Genomic DNA, 17,210 nt, shown 5'->3' with positions numbered 1-17,210 from the left:
TCCCTTAGTCGCTTGCCCGGAGGCGTCGTTCGATCCAGTCGGCAGCCTGCGTCAGCGGCAGGAGCATGACGATGTAGAGCCCCGCCATGATCGTGTAGGACTCCAATGGCCGGTAGGTCTGGCCGTTGACGACCGCCGCCATGTAGGCGAGGTCGGCGACGGAGATCACCGAAACCAGCGAGGTGTTCTTGAACTGGATAACCGACTGGTTGATGAAGGAGGGCAGCATGCGCTTGATCGCCTGGGGCAGGATGATCCGTGTCATCGACTGCCACGGGCTCATGCCGATGGCGGCCGCCGCTTCGCGCTGACCCCGGTCGATCGAGACGATTCCGCCCCGGAAAATCTCGGCGTAGAAGGCGCCGACATAGAGCGAGAGCGTCAGCATTGCCGCCACGCGGTTGTCGATGGACCCACCGACCAGCAGCGGGAAGGCATAGTAGAACCAGAGCAGCTGGACCAGGAGCGGCGTGCAGCGGAATATCTCCTGGTAGACCCGTGCCACTGCCTGGAGAACCCTGAAGCGTGACAGGCGCGCCCCGCAGGTGGCGAAACCGATGATCACACCGAAGAAGATCGACCCGAAGGTGTAGAGGACGGTGATCGACAGCCCTTCGAGAAAGAGATCGTAATAGAGCCAGACCGAGTGGAAATCCCATTTGTAGGTCATCTTGGTCTTATCTCCTGCAAGCGTTTCCACCTCCGGCCGATGCGGCGGCGGGTGTTACTGGCGGTCATGGTCGTTCCCCATCTTCTTCGTGATCCGGGACTGGCGTGGTCCAGCCATGGTTTCATGGTCCTATCTTCCGCAGCGTGCGGCAATGCAAAGCTGCGGCAGGCGCTTACCGCATTTCTTGGAAGGCCGCCGCAGCCGCGCTGTAGCGTCCGAGGATGCCGGTGAGCCGTTCCCGGTTTGCGTCCGAAACCGGCACCATCGGCAGACGGAGTTCCGGACCGGCGAGGTTCGACAGGGCGAGTGCCGCCTTGACCGGTCCCGGATTGGATTCGATGAACATCCCTTCCGTGAGTTCGGCGACAATATCGTTGAGCGCCAGCGCGAGGCTGGTGTCGCCGCTCTCCCATGCCTTCACCATCGCGACCATTTCGCGGGGGGCGACGTTCGCGACGACGCTCGTGACGCCGCAGGCGCCCAGAGAGAGGAAGGGCAGGGTAAGGCCGTCGTCACCGGAATGGATGATCAGGTTATTGCCGCAGGCGCGGCGCAGTGCAGTCACGCGGCCCGGATTGCCGCCAGCCTCCTTGATCGCGACGATATTGGCGTAGCGTTCCGCCAGCGCCGCACAGGTTTCCGGAGCAATCTCGACGCCGCAGCGGCCGGGAACCGAATAGAGCATGATGGGCAAGCTTGTCGCCTCGGCCACCGCGCCGTAATGAGCGATCAATCCGGTCTGGGTCGGTTTGTTGTAGTAGGGCGTGACGACCAGCAGCGCGTCGGCTCCGGCTGCTTCCGCCGCCTTCGCCTTCTCGACGGCCTTTCGCGTGTTGTTGGCGCCCGCGCCGGCAACGATGAGTGCGCGGCCCTTTGCGAGTGCTGCGGTGCGGGCGATGAGCTCGACGGCCTCCTCGTCCGACAAGGTCGCAGCCTCACCGGTCGTGCCGACGGGGACGAGCCCCGTAACGCCGGCCGAAAGCTGCCGTTCGACGAGCGCGTCGAAGGCGGCTATGTCGACGCTGCCGTTCTTGAAGGGCGTGACGAGTGCGGTGAAGACGCCTTTGAAGCGCTGAGCCAAATCCTGCATATGCGTCGATCCTTTCCTGTTTCCTGTTACCTGGCCAGGCTGTCGGCCAGCGTGTAGCGCCCGTTGGCGCGTGGTTCCGAAATCAGCCACTCGGCTGCTGCAAGTGCACCTTCGGCGTAAGCCGCAAGCGTGTGGACGCGGTAGGTGAAGGTGACGTTCGCCGAGCCGAGATCGAAGCGGACCTCGTTGACGCCGACGGTATCGCCCTCCCGATGAACGGAGATCGGCGGCTCGGGGGCGGCAAATCCCATGACCTCACTGCGCGTCGCGTGCAGCTCGCCTGCCAGAAGTCGCGACGTGCCGGACGGCTCGCTCTTCTTGCGCGCATGATAGATCTCGGCGACCGAAGGCTCCGCCGCAGCCATGCGGCGCATGAAATCGACGGCGCCGAGGCGAAAGGCTTCGAACCCGCGCGCGAAATTGGCGCTGATGAGCATCGGCCGATGGGCGGCATAGCCCGTGAGCCTCTCGCTTTCCTCGATGGAAAACCCCGTTGTACCGATGACCATCGGGATCGGCTTTTCGCCGACCTGCTCCTGGAAGGCGAGGCTTGCCGCAGGAGTCGAAAAGTCGATGACGACGTCGCAGTGGCTGTTCATCGCACTCTCGGCGGGCCGGTATTCGATACTGCCGCCGGCCACCGCCGTTCCGCAGAGCCGGGACCCCGGGGAGACGAAGGCTGCTGCCAGTTGCAGGCCCGGATTGGCAAGGACGAGCTCGACGAGCCTTGTGCCGACGCGGCCGGACGCCCCGAGAATTCCTATTCTCATCGTCCCGGCCCTCAATCGATCACCACCTTGGGCTCGGACATTTCCCTGAGCGCAATCCGGACACCCTCGCGGCCGAGGCCCGAACGCTTGACGCCGCCGAACGGCACGTGTTCGGCCCGGAAATCCGGTCCTTCGTTGATCATCACGCCGCCTACCACGAGATCGCGGGAGAACTGCTTGATCACGGCGTGGTCGTTGGTAAAGACGCCCGCCTGCAGTCCATAGTCCCCTGCATTGACTTCCGCGATCGCTTCCGCCGCGTCGCTGAAGGTGCGGATAGCGATGACGGGGCCAAAGGTCTCGTCGGCGATTACCGGTGCGCCGGCGGCGATCTCCGATATGACGGTCGGTGCGAAGAGCGCTCCGGCATGATTGCCACCGGTCAGCAACTTGCCACCGCTGCCGGTGATGGTCGCATCGATCCGTTCCTGGACGTTCCTTGCTGCGGCCGCATCGATGAGCGGTCCCATGTCCGTGTCGTCGAGGGAGGGGTCGCCGAATTCGACCGAGTCGACGGCCGCCAGCAGCCTGTCCGTGAATGCCCGTTCGATGTCGCGGTGCAGGTAGAGTTTCTTCACGGCCGCGCAGCTCTGGCCGGCGATTTCGAAACGGTGGCCGATCGTCGTGGCGACGGCCTTGTCGAGGTCCGCGTCCGGCATGACGAAGAGGGGATCATTGCCGCCGAGTTCCATCAGGCAGCGGATGAGACCGCTCGCGTTCTTCAGCGCCAGGCCCGCCGTCGGTCCACCGGTGAAGGAAAGAAGATTGATCGGCGAGCGGGCGAGCGAGAGGGCTGCGTCGGCGCCCCCGTGGACGACCTGGAAGAGATTGCGCGGCCAGCCGGCCTTCTCTGCCAGCGAGCAGAGCTTTTCGGCCGTGAGCGGCGCCTTCGGCGAGGGCTTGGCGACGACGGCATTGCCGGCCGCAATCGCCGGGCCGAGCTTGTGGCAGAGGAGGTTGAGCGGATAGTTGAAGGGGGTTATGGCGGCGACGACGCCGACGGGTTCGTAGGTGATCGTCGCCAGTCGGTCGGCCCCGCCCTCGACGATCGCGCAGTGCAGCGCCTCGCCGTCGAGGAAGGTCGCCGCGTCACCCGAGAGCTTCAGGGTATTCTGGGCACGGCGGACTTCATTGCGCGCCTCGCGGATGGTCTTTCCCATCTCCGCCGAGATGATCCGCGCCAGGTTTTCGGCATCTGCTGCGATTTCGGCGGCAAGGGCATTCAGCAGGCTGCGCCGAAGCGCAGGCGTCGAGCGCCGGAAGTCCTGCTGGGCGATCTTCGCCCGAGACACGGCCGCGGCGATTTCCGAGGGCGTGCTTTCGCTGATGTTACCGACGACATTGCCGTTGAACGGGTTCCGGACGGTGATTGTCGAACCGGCGCTGAGGGTCGCGACTTGGGTCATCTATGGGCCTCTTCTAATCTTGCTGTTCGTCTTGGGGGATCGTCTCTTCGCCGCGCGCAGCGACGAGCGCGCCGATCGGCACGGGTCGTATCGGCCAGCGGCGGCCGGTCAGATCCTCGGGGGAGGGGGGCGGCTGGTCGGGCCCGAGGGCGGCCATCAGCGCGGCAGTGTTGTCGGCGCAGAACCGTCCCTGGCAGGAGCCCATGGCAAAACGACCATTGTGCTTCACCTCGCGGCCGCTCGGAGCGTCCGGTCCGGCACACAGCCGCCTCAGGTCACCGGCAGTCCGGCTCTCGCAGCGGCAGAGGATCGTTTCGTCCGGCAGATGCATCAGAGGATCAGCGCGATCGACCGGCTGGAAGAGACGCGTGAGAACATCCTGGGCCTGTCGCAGTCTTTTGATCTCGTTCTCCGGCCGGCTGCTACCGCCGGAGAGTCGCCTGACGATCTCTCCTGCCGCCCGCCTTCCGTCCGCGATCGCCGCCTTCGCCCCTAGCGCTTCCCGGCAATCGCCGGCGCGCAGGATGACGGGAAGCGACGCGTCCGTTTCGGTTTCGAGGGGGAGCCCGAATTCGTTGGGCCGGATCCCGTCGTGAAGACCGATGCGATCGACGTCGAAGACACGCTCGCGGCCGCGGCCGTCGCGCACGAGGGCGCGCAGCCGATCTTTTCGCCGCTCGATGCTGGCGACCGACGCCGCGCGCATCCAGGGAATACGGTGGAGATGGACCGTCCGCAGATAGGCGAGTGCCTCGGTGACGAGTTCCGGATATGCGCAAAGCCCGACACCTGCCGCAAACCGGCGGACGGGATCGCCGGCCTCGACGATGGCGGCGGGCGGATTGCCGAGCTTCGCCATCTGCGCCGCGACCGCGATGAGGAGCGGGCCGTTGCCGGCGAGCAGAACGCGCCCGGCCGGCGCCCGACCGGTTTCCTTCATCATCACCTGCAGGCCGCCCGCCGTCGATACGCCGGCAAGCTGCCAGCCGGGACGGGGCAAGACCTTCTCCACCGCACCGACCGCGAGAATGACGGCCCGGGCCGCGGTTTGCCTGACCTTTCCGGCATGGCGATCTTCAATGAGGACGAGACCGGTCCCGTCGATACCAACGAAGACCGAGCGATGCCGGACCGCAACGCCACTTGCGGCAAAGTCATCGGCAAGCGCGCGCCAGCGGCGCTCGGCGCCTGCCGTCTGCCGTACGGGGCTGACCCCTGCGATCGGCTGGCGATAGATCGCGCCCCCTATGGTCTCGCGCTGCTCGACGATTTCGACCGAGAGGCCGGCACGGCGGAGTTCGACAGCCGCGGACAGCCCGGCCGGGCCGGCGCCGACGATCAGGACATCGACGTCAGTCATGATGCGCCCCTATGCTTTCAACTTTCATTCCTGCGCGTGCGGGTGTCAGGCAGGCTTCGCGCGTGACGCCGTCGATCACTGCAAGACAGCACTGGCAGGCGCCGATCCCGCAGAAGTAGCGTGCCTCGACATCAAGTGCGTCACGGCCGAGGATCGTGATGCCTGCGGCATCCAGCGCCGCAGCCACGCTTTCGCCCGGACGGAACGGAATTTCCCGGCCCATGAAATCGAAGAGATGCCCGCTCATGCCGCCACCTCGATACCGGCAAACCGGGCGGGATCGAACGGGGCGAGATCGACGGACGGCTCTTCGTCGCAGGCGAGTTCGACAACCGCCTTGGCGGCGACCGGACCAAGACAGATGCCGTCGCCTTCGAAGCCGGTGGTGACGTATGCATTCTCGAGACCCGGCAGGCGACCGATGAGCGGCAGTCCGTCGACGACCGCGGTGCGCACACCGGCAAAGCTTCGCAGCAGCCGGATCTCGGCGAGGCCGGGAACCAGCGCAACCGCATCGGCGAGAATGCGCGACACCGCATCGAGGTCGTTCGTGCGATGGTCGTCGGTATCCTCGCGTGTGCCGCCAATGAGAAACTGGCCTGTGGTCAGTGGATCGATCACCAGACCGATACCGCGAGCGGGTTTGCCGGCGTCGGCCGTCTTCTGGCTGCCCTTGCTCAGAAGATAACGCCCGGACATGATCGCACCCGGCATGGCCGCATTGAGCTGCGGCGCGCGCTCGGTGACCAGGAGCTGCCCCTTGCGCGGCGCGAACGTCTCGCGCAGTCCGAGCAGATGCGCCGAACCGCTTCCGGCCGCGAGGATCACTGCGTCGGCCTTCAACACGCCCCTGTCGGTTTCCACGCCCTCGGCACACCCGCCGGAGACAAGAAGCCTGCGCACGGGCTCGTCGCGCCGGACGGTCACGCCGCCAGCCGTCAGCAGCCGATGGACGATCCGGTAGCCGATTGCGTGGCCCTCGTCATGAACCTCGACCGCCATTTCGGCATTGGGCGAGAGCACCGGAAAGCGCTTTGCCGTCTCGGCACGCGAAAGCCTCTCGATACGCACGCCAGTGCTCGCAAGAGCATCGGCATGGGCGTGCAGCACCTCCGCCTCCTGCTCCGACGACGCGACGATGAAGGTTGAACGCATCTTGAAGAGATCGGCAAAAACGCCTTCGCCGGCCAACTCGCGATAGAGCCGGATGCCTCTGAGTGCGGCCTCCATCATCGGACCCGGCCGCTTGCTGGCGACCGAGACCGCACCGTCGGCTGCCCCGGTTGCCGCGGCGGCGGGAGCGCTCGCCTCGATGACCTCGACATCCACGCCGCGCCGCGCCAGGAAATAGGCGGCGGCCGCGCCGGATATCCCCGATCCGATGACGATGGCTGATCTTGGTGGGCGGGACTTCATATCATTTGACCGAGATTTTTGCGTTCGATACATCTGATATTGGCGAAGTGCGGCCTCTCCCGTCGATACAAGATGACGGCCTTACCAGTTCACGAAATTTGTATCCGCTGGAAAGAAAAGTCCCCTTATGCCGATCGGGTATAAAAGGGGGCCAGTGATGGCGAAGATCAGCCTTACTCTCATCCAGACCTTCTATCAGGTCGCACGCCACGGCTCCTTTTCGGGGGCGGCGCGCGAACTGAATCTCAGCTACCAGTCGGCTGCAAACCACGTCCGGCGGCTCGAGCAGATCCTCAAGGGCAAGCTCATCGACAGCGAACAGGGGGCGAAGCGGATTTCGCTGACGCCGCGGGGGCGTGCCCTTTACAATCTCCTCCATCCGGAGCTGGACATCATGCTCGAACGGCTCACCAAGCTGATCGAGAACCAGCGATCGTCACTTCGCGTGGGCATGCCGCAGGCCATCTTCTTCTACCTCTTTCCCAAGGTTCTGGCGCGCTTTCGCGAGAGCTTCCCGGAGATGGAGTTTGCCGTCTATGAGCGCGACACCGTCCTGGCCGAGCTCGTCAAGAACGGCAGTCTCGACGTCTGCATCTCGGAGCGCTATTTCGGGGACCCGGTGGTGCCGCAACGGCTTCTCGGCAGCTATCGGCTGAGCCTCGTCTATCCCTGCGCCTGGGGTGAGCCGCCGGCTGCTGCAGACATTCCCGCCTGGACGGAAGGGCGGCCCTTCGTCACCTACGAGCCGGGACAGACGCTCAGAAACCTGTCGGTCGATTTCCTCGCACGCGACGGCGTCGCCGTTCAGCCGATCATCTCGACGTCCGGCAGTTCGAGCGTCAAGCGCTGTGTTGAGGAGGGACTCGGCTTTTCCATCATTCCGTCCTGGTGCATCGGTCCCGAAGACCACACCATCGCGTCGGTCAGGCTGGATACACTGCCGGAAGTGCGGGTCTATTTCGGAAGTGCCAGCTTCCTGCAGAAACATCCGATGGTCCTGAAGCTTTTCGAAGACTGTCAGCGCGAGCTCGTCGGGCCCGTGCTCGATCCGCCGCAGGGCGGCGACCTTGTCCGAAGCCTTTGAGCCGCAACATACAAAAATGCCGATAAGTGACTCCGGTTCTCTAGCATTGTGCCACTTCCGTTCGGCGATACGCTGTCCATGGCCGCGATTGCTCCGACGCAAACGGACGGATGCAAGGCGGGTAGACAATCGATCTCGGGGAACAAGGGAGAACCTTACAATGAAACTTTTCGCCAAGCTTTGTAGCATGGCCGCCGTCGCGGCATCGCTGTTTGCAGCATCCGCCTCGGCCGGCACGATCGACGATATCCGTTCGCGCGGCGTGCTCAGGATACCGGCGATCCTCAACGAGGTGCCCTACTTCAACAAGGACCCACGCACTGGCGAGTGGCAGGGCTTCGTCATCGACATGGCGAACGACATCGCAAAGACCCTGGACGTAAAGCTCGAAGTCGTGGAGTCGAGCTGGTCGAACGCCATCCTGGACGTGCAGAGCGGCAAGGTGGACATGGCGTTCGCCGTGACCGCGACGCCGGTGCGCGCCATGTCGGTCTCCTTCTCCGATCCGACCTACTATAACAGCTTTGTCCTCGTCTCGGCCAAGGACGAGCTCGCCGGCAAGTCGTGGAACGAACTGAATGATCCGAAATACACCTTCGCCGTCGACCTCGGCTCCGCCCAGGATTTGATGGCGACCCAGTATCTTCCGAAGGCGAACATGCTGCGCTTCAAGACGCGCGATGAGGCGATCGTCGCCGTGACGACCGGCAAGGCCGATGGCCTTGTGAACACGATGCTGAACGGGCTCGTCATCGCCAAGAAGGCGCCTGCGGTGGGCAGCGTCAAGGTTCCGACCCCGGTCCTTTCCACCCCTTCCGTCATCGCGCTCAACTACGGCGCCGACGAGACGTTCAAGAGTTTCGTATCGGCCTGGGCGGAATACAATCGCCGCATCGGTACGAACCAGACCTGGATCCTGAACAGCCTGAAGCCCTTTGGTGTCGAGCTGACCGACATGCCTCCGGGCTTCGGCTTCGGCGGCTGAGGCTCCGCCCCATCCGATCCCTTCGCGGTCAAGCGACCAGTACCTGCCGGCGAGCATGAAAGTGCTCGCCGGTTTTCGTTCGACATGGACTTTCCGGGTGCGATCTTCTACATCGGAGAACGTGATATAGACCCGGTTTGTCTGGACAGGCGCATGACACCCAATTTCCTCGTGATCGATGCGGAGAAGGAATTCGACGTGCTGAAGGCGGCGGCTTCGCTCGTGCGGGTCCAGATCCTGAAGCTCCTGCACGAGGCAAACGGCCTCAACGTCAACGAGATCGCCGAGAGGCTGGAGCTTCCGCAATCGACCGTGTCGACAAGCGTGGCGATGCTCCAGGAGGCGGGCCTGTTGCGGACCGAAGCACGCAAGGGACGCAAGGGCAGTCAGAAGGTGTGCTTCGCCACTTGCGACGAGCTCATCATCTCCTTCCACAAGGCTGAGAAGACGAGTGAAAGCAACGATATAACCGTCGCGATGCCACTCGGTCTCTATACCCAGAGTTCGGTCACGGGCCCGTGCGGCATTTGCTCGCCGGAAGGCATCATCGGGCTTCTCGACGTGCCGGAGACCTTCATGGACCCCGACCGCATGAAGGCGGCGCTCCTCTGGTTCACCTCCGGCTACGTGGAATACCAGTTTCCCAACAACGCCAAGATCCAGGGCCGGACCGTCCGCGAGATGTCCTTTTCCATGGAGGTCAGCTCTGAGGTTCCCGGCACGCACAGCAACTGGCCCTCCGACATCACGCTCAGCGTCAACGGCATGGAGATCGGCGTCTGGACCTCGCCCGGCGATTTCGGCGACAAGCGAGGCACCTACACGCCCGACTGGTGGAAGCTTTCCGGCTCCCAGTACGGCATGCTGAAGACCTGGCGGATCACCAATGACGGCACCTTCGTCGACGGTACGAAGATTTCACCCATCACATTGAAAGATCTTGATCTTTCGGCGCATCGCTCGATCCGTCTGAGGATCGAGGTGAAGGCGGATGCCAAGCATCCGGGCGGCCTCAACATCTTCGGCCGCGGCTTCGGCAATTACGACCAGGACATCGTTCTCAGGCTGCGCGTCGCCGACTGAGGCGAAGGCCCGTCGGGCAAAAGTGTGATTTTTCCGGTTGACAGCTTTAGTCTCCCCCTGCATGAATATTGACAAATACGGTCTATATCAAAAAACATGATATAGATAATCATGCGGGAGGAAGCCTATGAGAGTGCGCGTTTCCGTCCATCGTGACTTCCGGATCGGTCCCATCGACGACCGTCTCTATTCCGCCTTCATCGAGCATATGGGCCGCGCCATCTACGGTGGCATCTACGAGCCGGGGCATCCGCAGGCGGACGCAAACGGCTTCCGCAAGGACGTGCTGAAATTCGTGCAGGATCTCAAGATCCCCGCCATCCGCTATCCGGGCGGCAACTTCGTCTCCGCCTATCGCTGGGAAGACGGCATCGGGCCGCGCGAGCAGCGGCCGGTGCGGCTCGACCTCGCCTGGCGCTCGAAGGAAACGAACCAGGTCGGCATCAACGAATTCGCCGAATGGGCGAAGATGGCCGGCATCGAGATGATGCTCGCCGTCAATCTCGGTTCCCGCGGTCTCGACGATGCGCGCAACTTCCTCGAATACGTGAACTTCCCCGGCGGGACGACGCTGAGCGATCTTCGCCGTAGCCACGGGGCGACCGAGCCGCACGGCGTCAGGATGTGGTGCCTCGGCAACGAGATGGACGGACCCTGGCAGATCGGCCACAAGACCGCCGTCGAATACGGCCGGCTCGCCAACGAGACCGCCAAGGCCTTCAAGGCCTTCGATGCGACGATCGAGACGGTGGTCTGCGGCAGTTCCAACGACCGCATGCCGACCTATCCCGAATGGGAGCGCGAGGTGCTGGAGGAGTGCTACGAGAACGTGGAATACATCTCGCTGCACAAATATTTCGGCAACAACAGCGGCGACACGCTGAACTACTTCGGCAAGATCGAGGAGACAGGGCGCTACATCGGCACGATCGGCGGCGTCATCGACTATGTGAAGGCGAAGAAGCGCGCGAAGAACGATGTGCGGATCTGCTTCGACGAATGGAACGTCTGGTACCACATCCGCGAGGAGGACGGCCGGCGGATCAAGAGCTGGGACTGGCCGGAGGCGCCGGCGCTGCTCGAAGAGACCTACAATTTCGAGGACGCACTCTTCGTCGCCGGGCTCTTGAACGAGTTCATCCGCCGGTCCGACCGTGTCCGGATCGCCTGCATCGCCCAGCTCGTCAACGTGATCGCGCCGATCCGCGCCGAGAAGAACGGGCCCGCCTGGCGCCAGACGATCTACTATCCCTACCAGTTCGCCTCGCTCTACGGCCGCGGCACGGCGCTCAACGTGGCGGTCGACGGCCCGACCTACGACTGCGGTACCGCCGACGACGTGAACTATCTCGACGTTGCGGGCGTCCACGACGAGGAGGAGGGGATCATTACCCTCTTCATCGTGAACAGGCACCTGACGGAGGCCGCGGAGCTCGACGTCGGCCTCATTGGCTTCGCCGCGCCGGAGCTTCTCCTGCACCTGACCATGGCGGGGCACGACCTGCGTGACGGTAACGGGCCGCACCACCCGGATCGCGTCGCGCCGGTTCCAGGCTCTGGCGTTGGCGTCGAGGACAGGGCGCTGAAGGGCTCGCTGCCGGCGCTTTCCTATCACGTGCTCCGCCTGAAGGTCCGGTGAGGGCGCCATGGGTGTCCGTCTCGCAAACGTCGCCAAATCCTTCGGCTCCTTTCATGCCATTCGGGACGTCTCGATGGACATCCCGACGGGAAGCTTCGCGGTCTTCGTCGGTCCGTCCGGCTGCGGAAAGTCGACGCTGCTGCGCATGATCGCCGGGCTGGAGGAGACGAGCGGCGGGCAGATCTTTATCGACGGCCGCGAGGTGACGGCCGTCGAGCCGGCCGATCGCGGCGTCGCCATGGTGTTCCAGAACTACGCGCTCTATCCGCATCTGACCGTCTTTGAGAATATGGCCTTCAGTCTCAGGCTCGCGCGCCGGCCGAAGGCGGAGGTGGGCGAGCGTGTCGGCGAGGCCGCACGCGTCCTGCAGCTCGAGGAACACCTCGAAAAGAAGCCCTCGCAGCTTTCCGGCGGGCAAAGGCAGCGGGTCGCGATCGGCCGCGCCATCGTGCGGCAGCCGAAGGTCTTCCTGTTCGACGAGCCGCTCTCCAATCTCGACGCGGAACTGCGCGTGCAGATGCGCCTCGAACTCACGCGCCTCCACCGCAAGCTCGGCGCGACGATGATCTACGTCACCCATGATCAGGTCGAGGCGATGACGCTCGCCGACCGGATCTTCGTGCTGAAGGCGGGCGTGCTGCAGCAGGCCGGCGCACCGCTCGAACTCTACGACGAGCCGGAGAACCGCTTCGTCGCGGGCTTCATCGGTTCGCCCTCGATGAACTTCCTGCCCGCGACCGTGGTCGGCCGAACGGAAGACGGGGTGGTGGTTGCCGTCGAGGGCGGCGAACACCGGCTCGTTACGCGGATAGAGGGGCCGTTGCCGACGGGCCGTGCGATCGAGATCGGCATACGGCCGGAGCATCTGACGCTCGGGGAGGGCGGGCTGCCCGTCACCGTCGAGGTCGCCGAGGAACTCGGCGACGTTTCGTATCTCTACACGCGCACGGCGAGCGGGCGGGAGCTCATCGTCCAGCGGCAGGGATCGCGCGAGCGCCTCGACGGCAGGGCGGTCGCCGTTTCGGCGGCACCACGGAACGTACTGGTCTTCGACGAGGAAGGGAAAAGATTGCGCTAGGCGCAGGGAGGCGTCTTTCGCATTTCATGAGGTCATCCCGAGCGCGGGATGCCGACGACCAAAACCGGGAGGAATGACGATGCGACTGTTCAAGACATTGCTGCTGGGTACCGCACTGACGCTGGGCGCGATGCCCGCGCTCGCAAAGGAAACCGTCATCTGGTGGGACTTCCTGTCGGGTGGCGACGGTGTCCGCATGAAGTCGCTGATCGACGGCTTCAACAAGGAACATCCGGACATAGAGATCCAGGGCACGACGCTCGAATGGGGCGTGCCCTTCTATACCAAGGTCAGAACCGCCTCCGCCGTCGGCGAGGGCCCCGACGTCATGACCTATCATCTCTCGCGCGCGCCGCTCGGCCTCGAGGAAAATGTGCTGAGCGAAATCACCGACGAGGACCTCGCGACAGCCGAGATTAAGAGGAGTGACTTCTTCGAGGCGCCGATCGACGCGGCGACGAAGGACGGCAAGCTTTACGCCGTTCCATTCGATATCCACGCGCTGATCCTCTACTACAATGCCGATCTGCTCAAAGGCTCGCCCTATCTCGACGCGAACGGCAAGCTGACGGGCATCAACTCGATCGAGGACTTCGATGCTGCGCTTGCATGGGCGAAGGAGAAGGGCGTCGAAACGCCCGTCACCTACCAGACCGGCGGCGAAGGCGGGGTCTGGCGCGTGTTCTACACGCTTCTTTCGCAGCAGGGCGGCGAGTTCGTGACGAACGGCGAAGTGCTTGCCGGCGACAATGCCGCAAAGGCGGCCAAGGCGATCGACATCATGTCGAAGTGGCGGGAGAACGGCTGGGCGCCGGAACAGGCGGAATACGAGGCCTCGGTCGCGCTGTTTTCCGCCGGCAAGTCTGCCTTCCAGCTGAACGGCGTCTGGGAAGTTCCGACCTTCAAGGATCTCGAAAAGAGCGGCAAGCTCGGCTTCAAGTGGGGTGCCGTCGAAGTGCCGGCCCTGATGGGCAAGCGTGCGACCTGGGCCGACTCCCATGCGTTCGCGATCCCGAACGAGGGCGACAAGACGATCTCAGGCGAGAAGCGCGCGGCCGTGATGACGGTGATCGGCTGGATGGAAAAGCATGCGATCGGCTGGGCCGATGCCGGCCACATCCCCGCCTACAAGGCGGTGACGACAAGCGACGAGTACAAGGCGATGGAGCCGAACGCCACCTATGCCTCGCTGGCGGAGGCGGCGGTCTTCGATCCCAAGACGACCATTACCGGCGTCGCATCGCCGGCCTATGACGCGGCGCTCAACATTATCGCCCCGGCGATCCAGGGCTATATGAATGGGGCCGACGCCGTGGAGCAGATCAAGGCGGAACTGCAGGACAAGTTGCAGTGACCGCGGCCGCCCTCCGGAGTTCCCCTCGCCGGAGGGCGGCTTGTTCCCCGCATATGCCGGAGGTTCAGCCATGGCGATGATCGAGAACCGCAAGAATAAGTCGCTGATCGCACTGACGATGGTGGCGCCGTTCATCGTGGTCTTCTCGACCTTCTTTCTCTACCCGATGATCGAGATGATCCGCATGAGCTTCACCGATGCGCCGCTCGTCGGTGAGGGGAACTGGGTCGGCGTGGACAACTACGTCCGCCTTCTCGGCGACCGCCTCTTCATCACGTCCCTGAAGAACAACGGCTATTTCGTGCTTCTGACGGTCGTTCCGACGACGGCGATTGCGCTCCTGATCGCGCTTGCGGTCAGCCGCCTCAAGGGGGTGGCGCAGACGCTGGCGCTCAGCCTCTTCTTCCTGCCTTATGTCCTGCCGGTCTCGGTGGTGACGGAAATCTGGGCCTGGATGCTGGACCTCCAGTTCGGCATCCTGCAGCCGCTGATCGCGCTCGCCTCCGGAAAGCCCGTCGCGGTCTTCAAGAACCCCTACTGGGTGATGCCGATGGTCGCCGTCGTCACGATCTGGTGGACCAACGGTTTCAACGTACTCCTCTTCATCGCGGGACTGCGCAACATCCCCCAGGAACTCTATGAGGCGGCCGCACTTGACGGCGCGACGCGCTTTCAGCGGTTCCGGCGCGTGACATGGCCGCTGCTCTGGCCGGTCACGGCGCTCGTGCTCACACTCCAGCTCATCCTTCAGCTCAAGATCTTCGACCAGATCTACCTCCTGAGCGGCGGCGGGCCGTTCAACTCGTCCTATGTCCTCCTGCTGAAAGTCTACCGTGAAGCGTTCCAGATGAACCATGGGGGCTATGCCTCGGCGGTCGCAACCGTGCTCTTCATGCTGATCGCCGTCGTCTCCGTCCTGCAATTCCAGCTTCTCAGCATCCGGAGGGGAGCATGAGCGCGACCAGACGTTTCGAAAACCTCGTCCTGACGGTCTTCACCTTCTCGGCGGCACTCGTCTGGATCTTCCCGCTCTACTGGAGCTTCGTGACGTCGATCCGTTCGGAGGAAAACGTCGTCGGCAACGCGTCCCTCTGGCCGGACGAATTCCGCCTGTCGGCCTATGTCGATGCCATCTTCAACACCCGCCTGATGGGCTGGTATTTCAACTCGGTTGGAACGGCCGTGATCGTCACGATCACCGTTCTCGTCATATCCATGCTCTGCGCCTACGCGCTCTCGCAGATCCGGTTTCCCGGACGCCGCCTGCTCTACGGCGTGGTGCTCGCGAGCTTCATGGTTCCGACGCAGGCACTCCTCGTCAACCAGTTCATCCTGATGAAGAACCTCAACCTCATCAACACCTGGGCCGGGATCATCCTGCCGCAGCTCATCACGCCCGTCGTCATCATCGTCTACAAGCAGTTCTTCGACAGCGTGCCGAAAGAGATGCGCGAGGCGGTGGTGCTCGACGGCGGCGGCGAATTCACCATCCTCTTCCGGGTCTACCTGCCGCTCAATTGGGGCATCACCACCGCGATGGCGATCGTCACCTTCATCACGGTGTGGAATGCCTTCCTCTGGCCTTTCCTCGTCGTGACGTCGGAAGACATGATGACGATCCCGGTCGGCATCACCCAGGTGAACGACGCCTTCGGTGTCGCCTATGCCCGGCTGATGGCAGTCGCGATGCTCGCCGCACTTCCCGTCATTCTCGCCTACGTGCTCTTCCAGCGCCGGGTGACCGAGGCGATCATGATCTCCTCGGGGGTCAAGGGGTGAACCCCGCGGCGCGGTCGATTCAAGACCGCGCTTTCCAAAAGACCGTGCGTATCCGTCTTCGCCAGAATTTCAGGAGGAATCAGTATAGTCTCTCCCGGGGAACCGACGCCGACTCTCCGGTGTTCCCCCGACGATGAGGCTCGCCATGTTCGATCTGATCATCCGCAATGCCAACCTGCCCGACGGCCGCGCCGGCTTCGACATCGGGCTTGCCGGCGGCAGGATCGTTACGATCGAAAAACGCATCGACGCGACCGCCGGCGAGACGTTCGACGCGACGGGACGCCTCGTGAGCCCGCCGTTCTGCGATCCGCATTTCCACATGGATGCGACGCTCTCGCTCGGCCTGCCGCGCATGAACGTCTCCGGCACGCTTCTCGAAGGCATCTCTCTCTGGGGTGAGCTGCGGCCGCTGCTGACCAAGGAGGCGCTGGTCGAACGGGCGTTGCGCTACTGCGATCTCGCCGTTACCCAGGGCCTCCTCTTCATCCGCAGCCACGTCGACACCTCCGACCCGCGGCTCATAACGGCCGAGGCCCTCATCGAGGTGAGGGAGCGGGTGAAACCCTATATCGAGCTGCAGCTCGTCGCCTTTCCGCAGGATGGATACTATCGCGCGGCCGAGGGGGCGAAGTCGCTCGAACGCGCGCTCGACATGGGTCTCGACATCGTCGGCGGCATCCCGCATTTCGAGCGGACCATGGAGGACGGCCGACGTTCGCTTGAGGCCCTCTGCCGGATCGCCGCCGAGCGTGGCCTTCCTGTCGACATCCATTGCGACGAGACGGATGATCCGATGTCCCGCCATATCGAGACGCTGGCCTCAGAGACGGTTCGTCATGGCCTTCAGGGACGGGTCGCAGGCTCGCATCTCACCTCCATGCACTCGATGGACAACTACTACGTTTCCAAGCTCATCCCGCTGATGGCGGAGGCCGAGATCAACGTCATCCCCAATCCGCTGATCAACATCATGCTGCAGGGCCGCCACGACACCTATCCGAAGCGGCGGGGCATGACGCGCGTGCGCGAACTGATGGCGGCAGGCCTCAACGTTTCCTTCGGGCAGGACTGCATGATGGACCCCTGGTATGCGATGGGCTCGGCCGACATGCTGGAGGTCGGCCACATGGCGATCCATGTGGCGCAGATGGCTGGCATCGACGACAAGAAGCGGATCTACGAGGCGCTGACCGTCAACTCGGCGAAGACGATGGGTCTCGAAGGCTACGGGCTTTCGGTCGGCTGCAAGGCCGATCTCGTCGTGCTGCAGGCCGCGGATGTCCTGGAAGCCTTGCGGCTCAAGCCGACCCGGCTCCTGGTGGTGAAGGGCGGCAAGATCATTTCGCGTTCGGGCCCGCGTATCGGCGAGCTCTTTCTCGAAGGTCGCCCCGCCAGCATCGACCCTGGCCGGGACTACGTTCCGCACTCCTGAGCAGGCGGTTTCCCGCCCGCTTGCCGTGGAGGGAACCGGACGGGCCACGAACCGGTTCCGA

At 63.8% G+C, this 17,210-nt stretch carries 16 protein-coding genes; 9 read left to right on the top strand and 7 right to left on the bottom strand.

The window, feature by feature from the left end; genetic code table 11:
- Positions 1 to 4: 4 nt before the first annotated feature.
- The 7 genes from ACM6UT_RS19940 to ACM6UT_RS19910 all read right to left on the bottom strand — a co-directional run bounded on the left by ACM6UT_RS19940 (position 5) and on the right by ACM6UT_RS19910 (position 6,712).
- The gene (locus ACM6UT_RS19940) at positions 5 to 670 is read right to left on the bottom strand and encodes an amino acid ABC transporter permease (protein WP_416799097.1); all 666 of its coding nucleotides are present in this window, start codon (positions 668 to 670) and stop codon (positions 5 to 7) included.
- Positions 671 to 842: 172 nt separating this feature from the next.
- On the bottom strand, positions 843 to 1,760 hold the full coding sequence (gene dapA / locus ACM6UT_RS19935) for a 4-hydroxy-tetrahydrodipicolinate synthase (protein ID WP_416799096.1): 918 nt from the start codon (positions 1,758 to 1,760) through the stop codon (positions 843 to 845).
- 26 nt (positions 1,761 to 1,786) lie between these two features.
- A complete protein-coding gene (locus tag ACM6UT_RS19930; RefSeq protein ID WP_416799095.1) occupies positions 1,787 to 2,530 on the bottom strand; it encodes a 4-hydroxy-tetrahydrodipicolinate reductase in 744 nt (247 codons plus the stop codon).
- 11 nt (positions 2,531 to 2,541) lie between these two features.
- Positions 2,542 to 3,936 (bottom strand): aldehyde dehydrogenase family protein, encoded by a 1,395-nt coding sequence (locus ACM6UT_RS19925; RefSeq protein ID WP_416799094.1) that lies wholly within the window; start codon positions 3,934 to 3,936, stop codon positions 2,542 to 2,544.
- Between the two features lie 13 nt (positions 3,937 to 3,949).
- Positions 3,950 to 5,296, bottom strand: a complete 1,347-nt coding sequence (locus tag ACM6UT_RS19920; protein WP_416799093.1) for an FAD-dependent oxidoreductase — start codon at positions 5,294 to 5,296, stop codon at positions 3,950 to 3,952.
- Positions 5,289 to 5,543: a 2Fe-2S iron-sulfur cluster-binding protein gene (locus tag ACM6UT_RS19915; RefSeq protein WP_416799092.1), complete on the bottom strand. Its 255-nt coding sequence runs from the start codon at positions 5,541 to 5,543 to the stop codon at positions 5,289 to 5,291. The genes ACM6UT_RS19920 and ACM6UT_RS19915 overlap by 8 nt, the downstream gene beginning before the upstream one ends.
- Positions 5,540 to 6,712 carry an NAD(P)/FAD-dependent oxidoreductase gene (locus ACM6UT_RS19910; protein WP_416799091.1) on the bottom strand — a complete coding sequence of 391 codons (1,173 nt, stop codon included), beginning with the start codon at positions 6,710 to 6,712 and terminating at the stop codon, positions 5,540 to 5,542. The genes ACM6UT_RS19915 and ACM6UT_RS19910 overlap by 4 nt, the downstream gene beginning before the upstream one ends.
- A 157-nt stretch (positions 6,713 to 6,869) precedes the next feature.
- Between ACM6UT_RS19910 and ACM6UT_RS19905 the strand changes: the two genes are divergently transcribed.
- From ACM6UT_RS19905 to ACM6UT_RS19865, 9 genes are all read left to right on the top strand, one after another.
- Entirely contained in the window at positions 6,870 to 7,796 is a 927-nt protein-coding gene (locus ACM6UT_RS19905) for a LysR family transcriptional regulator (protein WP_416799090.1), read from the top strand.
- Positions 7,797 to 7,956: 160 nt separating this feature from the next.
- The gene (locus ACM6UT_RS19900) at positions 7,957 to 8,781 is read left to right on the top strand and encodes a transporter substrate-binding domain-containing protein (protein WP_416799089.1); all 825 of its coding nucleotides are present in this window, start codon (positions 7,957 to 7,959) and stop codon (positions 8,779 to 8,781) included.
- 153 nt (positions 8,782 to 8,934) lie between these two features.
- On the top strand, positions 8,935 to 9,864 hold the full coding sequence (locus ACM6UT_RS19895) for an ArsR/SmtB family transcription factor (protein ID WP_416799088.1): 930 nt from the start codon (positions 8,935 to 8,937) through the stop codon (positions 9,862 to 9,864).
- Positions 9,865 to 9,991: 127 nt separating this feature from the next.
- Positions 9,992 to 11,503, top strand: a complete 1,512-nt coding sequence (gene arfA, locus ACM6UT_RS19890; protein WP_416799087.1) for an arabinosylfuranosidase ArfA — start codon at positions 9,992 to 9,994, stop codon at positions 11,501 to 11,503.
- A 7-nt stretch (positions 11,504 to 11,510) separates the two neighbouring features.
- On the top strand, positions 11,511 to 12,581 hold the full coding sequence (locus tag ACM6UT_RS19885) for an ABC transporter ATP-binding protein (protein ID WP_416799086.1): 1,071 nt from the start codon (positions 11,511 to 11,513) through the stop codon (positions 12,579 to 12,581).
- Positions 12,582 to 12,660: 79 nt separating this feature from the next.
- Entirely contained in the window at positions 12,661 to 13,935 is a 1,275-nt protein-coding gene (locus ACM6UT_RS19880; protein WP_416799085.1) for a type 2 periplasmic-binding domain-containing protein, read from the top strand.
- 70 nt (positions 13,936 to 14,005) lie between these two features.
- Entirely contained in the window at positions 14,006 to 14,890 is an 885-nt protein-coding gene (locus tag ACM6UT_RS19875; protein ID WP_416799084.1) for a carbohydrate ABC transporter permease, read from the top strand.
- A complete protein-coding gene (locus tag ACM6UT_RS19870; protein ID WP_416799083.1) occupies positions 14,887 to 15,714 on the top strand; it encodes a carbohydrate ABC transporter permease in 828 nt (275 codons plus the stop codon). Before ACM6UT_RS19875 ends, ACM6UT_RS19870 begins: the two co-directional genes overlap by 4 nt.
- Before the next feature lie 145 nt (positions 15,715 to 15,859).
- Entirely contained in the window at positions 15,860 to 17,149 is a 1,290-nt protein-coding gene (locus tag ACM6UT_RS19865) for an amidohydrolase family protein (protein WP_416799082.1), read from the top strand.
- Positions 17,150 to 17,210: the final 61 nt, after the last annotated feature.

Origin of the sequence: Ciceribacter azotifigens, assembly GCF_048159625.1 — a bacterium.
Lineage (GTDB): Bacteria > Pseudomonadota > Alphaproteobacteria > Rhizobiales > Rhizobiaceae > Allorhizobium > Allorhizobium azotifigens.
Note: the sequence above shows the minus strand (reverse complement) of the source record. Positions and strands in the feature narration are given on the sequence as shown.